This is a genomic window from Streptomyces sp. MS191 (assembly GCF_008042125.1).
Classification (GTDB): domain Bacteria; phylum Actinomycetota; class Actinomycetes; order Streptomycetales; family Streptomycetaceae; genus Streptomyces.
Genome location: NZ_RDBI01000230.1, coordinates 1 through 3,232, shown reverse-complemented (window position 1 = coordinate 3,232; position 3,232 = coordinate 1). Strand labels below are relative to the sequence as shown.

Here is a 3,232-nt window from a genome sequence, read left to right as displayed (position 1 = left end):
GTCCCCGGCGACACCCCGGCCTACAGCGCCATTGCGAAGAAGCAGGCCGCCCTCGAGCAGACGTCCGCCGCCCGCACCGCATCCTCCGAGGAGCAGTCGTGAGCACCACCCTCCCGACCCACTGGGACCCCGCGAAGGTCATCCCCGGACAGCTCGTCGAACCCGAGCTGACCGACGACATCGCCCCCGGCATCGTCGAAGTCGTCCCGGCCCGCACCCCCGCCCTCTACCGGGCCGGCTCCGCCGCCATGACCGTCGCCGCCGTCACCGGCAAGGCCGTCGGCCTCACCGCCCGAGGCATCTGGGCCGTCGGCAAGCCGTTCGGCGTCGGCGTCGGATCGATCGCCTACCTCGGCTACCGCTACGTCCGCGCCCACGACCTCCAGGAAGTCCTCGGCGGCATGTCGAAGGGCACCGACTGGAACAAGGTCCAGCAGGCCCGCCACTCCCGCTGGCGATTCCTCGGATGGGCCGCCGGCGGAGTCGCTGCCCTCAACCTCACCGGCTGGTGGGCCCTCGTCGCCGGCGCCGGCATGACCGCCCTCGACTGGTCCTGGACCATCCCCCCGACCCTCACCACCCTCGTCGCCGCAGCAGCCGCCACCCTGTACGGCCGCTACCGCCTCGCATCCCCGAGCATCGGCCCCGGCCAGGTCATCGCCGACGAAGACACCGACGACGGCGAAGAGCCGTTCCCGCTCGCGCACTGTGTCAACGGCGAGCAGGTCGAAGAGTGCGTCGCCCGAGCCCTCGCCTTCAAGAACATCGGCACCCGCCGCGTCCAGGTCATCGGCCACCGCGGCTGGGGCTGGGAGGTCGACGTCGACCTTCGCAACTCGACCGCCGCCAAGGTCAACGCAGCAGCCGACGACCTCGACGGCCTGTTCAACATCGCCGCCGGCGCCACCCTCATCGAGCCCGATCTGCAGCAGTCCGCGCACATCGTCATGCGGCTGATCCAGTCCGACCCGTTCGCCGACATGCCCCGCCCTCAGATCCACGCCCCCAACAGCCTGTCTGTGAAGGACGCCGTCGTATACGGCCGCGGCATGGACGGCTCCCCGCTGGAATTCCGCCTCCGCGGCATGTCGATGCTCGTCATCGGCGCCTCCGGATCCGCCAAGACCAAGGGCGCCCTGCGATGCCTCGCCGAGGCCATCACCGCCTGCCGGGACGCCATCGCCATCGAGATGGACCCCGTCAAGGACGGGCTCACCGAGTTCGCCGAAGCCATGGCCGCCCCGCCCATCCGCGGCCACAAGGACTGCACCACCTGGCTGAAGCACCTCCGCGACATCGCCTCAGCCCGCAACCAGGTCAAGACCCAGAAGGACATGGGCGACCTGTGGGAGCCCACCCCCGAGACCCCCACCATCTACGCGATCGTCGACGAGTTCATCTACCTGCCGGCCGAAGCCAAGGAACTCGCCATCGAGATCCTCCGCATCGGTCGGGAGACCGGCGTCCACCTCATCTTCGCCGCCCAGGAATCGACCGCCGAAGCGCTCGGCGACGCCATCGCCGGCGCTGTCACCTACCGCGTCATGCTCGCTTCCCGGTCCGAAGACATCCGCCTCGTCTTCGGAACCGGCGCCGCGGGCATGGGCTACCGGCCCGACCGGCTCCGCCCCGCAGTCGACGACGAGCGGGTCTACGACGCCGGCAAGTTCTACCTCATGGGCCCCGGCTACAGCCGCCCCATCCAGTGGCGCTGGAACCGCTTCGACCGCGACCAGATCCGCCAGGCCGTGAAGGACCGCGCCGCGGCCGGCCGGCCCTGGTTCGACCAGGACAGCCTGGCTGCCGCCGACCTCCTCCACATCATCAACCGCAAGGGCGCACGCTCCGCCTCGCTGGCCGACCGACTCAGCGCACTCGCCTCGCAGTTCGGAAGCGAGCAGGCAGAGTTCGTCGCCACACTCCTTCGCGAGTACGACGCCACTGGCCGTAGCTTCCTGCCCACCAGCGAGGTCCTGCTCCCCGCCTTGCACAAGGCCGGCGCCGAGGACATGGATGCCACGAAGCTGTCCGCGATGCTGCGGGCACACGCACCCGGAGTCACCGCCGGCCGTGAGGAATGGGACGGCAAGCCCCAGGTCCGCGGATGGGCCCGCAGCGCCGTCGAAAGGGCCGCCGCCGGCCTCATCGACCCGTCTAAGGCCCGCCTTCAGGCCGCCTGACACCCGGTTCACCCCCGTCTATGCCCCGGCTGCCCGCACAGGCATCACTGCAGGTAGCCGGGCCCTAGACGGCCCCTAGCCGGGGGTTAGACGCCCCATAGCCGCCCCAATGATCCACATTTGCGACAGTCCTTAGAGGGGGAGCCGATCATGACAGCTAAAAAGCCCGCCGCCCGCAAGAAGACCACCACCGCCCGCCGCAAGCCCGTCAAGCGGACCACCAGCATCCCCAAGCCCCGCACCAAGAAGCGCAGCGAGAGGCTCGCTCTCTGGGCCGCCAACAAGATCGGCGAACAGGCCCAGAAGCACACCCAGACCGTCATGTCCCGCAAGGACGCCGCCATCCTCCGCATGACCCACGAAGGCTGCCCCCGCTGCAAAGGCAACGGACAGATCTTCACCAAGGGCAAAGACGGATCCTTCACCGGCTCCAAGCCCTGCCCGGCCAAGCCCACCAAAGCCAAAGCGTCCCGCATGCGCGTCGCCCTCGCCGCCCGGTTCGGCGCCGACAAGAACACCGGACTCGTCGGCTGGACCTGCCCCTGCGGCACCAAGGACAAGCCCCGCTACCGCGACGCCAAAGCCGCCACCGCAGCCCTCCGCACCCACGAACGCAAGAAGCACGGCGGGAAGACCGTCGGCGGCGCCTGGTACGGCCAAGTCTCCGAGAACGCACCCAGCAGCGGCACTCAGGTGGAGCCCGGCAAGCCCCCCTTCACGCCGCCCCACAATCCTGACGACCCCACACAGGAACAGCGACGCGGACCCGTCGACCCCGGCGCCCCCAACCCGCACTCCGGGCTCACCGACGCCCAATGRCTCACCCAGGGCAACGACCGCCCCCTGCTCGACGGCGAGTGCACCACCTGCCAGGGCACCACCTATGTCCCGATCATCAACTTCAGCGCCGTATCCGACTACGAACGCCAAGTCTTCGCCCGCTGCACCGTCTGCGTGGCTGGCCGCGCCACCTCACCCCGATAGGAGCTCACGTGACCACCCACCCCCGCAACCCGCCGAGCATGACGGATGTGGCGCCGGCGGCGAGCATG

The 3,232-nt window shown here is 69.8% G+C and carries 2 protein-coding genes; both read left to right on the top strand.

What is annotated here, in order from left to right; translation table 11 throughout:
- The first annotated feature begins 98 nt into the window (after nucleotides 1–98).
- On the top strand, nucleotides 99–2,180 hold the full coding sequence (locus EAO71_RS36820) for a hypothetical protein (protein WP_147982131.1): 2,082 nt from the start codon (nucleotides 99–101) through the stop codon (nucleotides 2,178–2,180).
- A 150-nt stretch (nucleotides 2,181–2,330) separates the two neighbouring features.
- The gene (locus EAO71_RS36815; RefSeq protein WP_147982130.1) at nucleotides 2,331–3,164 is read left to right on the top strand and encodes a hypothetical protein; all 834 of its coding nucleotides are present in this window, start codon (nucleotides 2,331–2,333) and stop codon (nucleotides 3,162–3,164) included.
- Nucleotides 3,165–3,232: the final 68 nt, after the last annotated feature.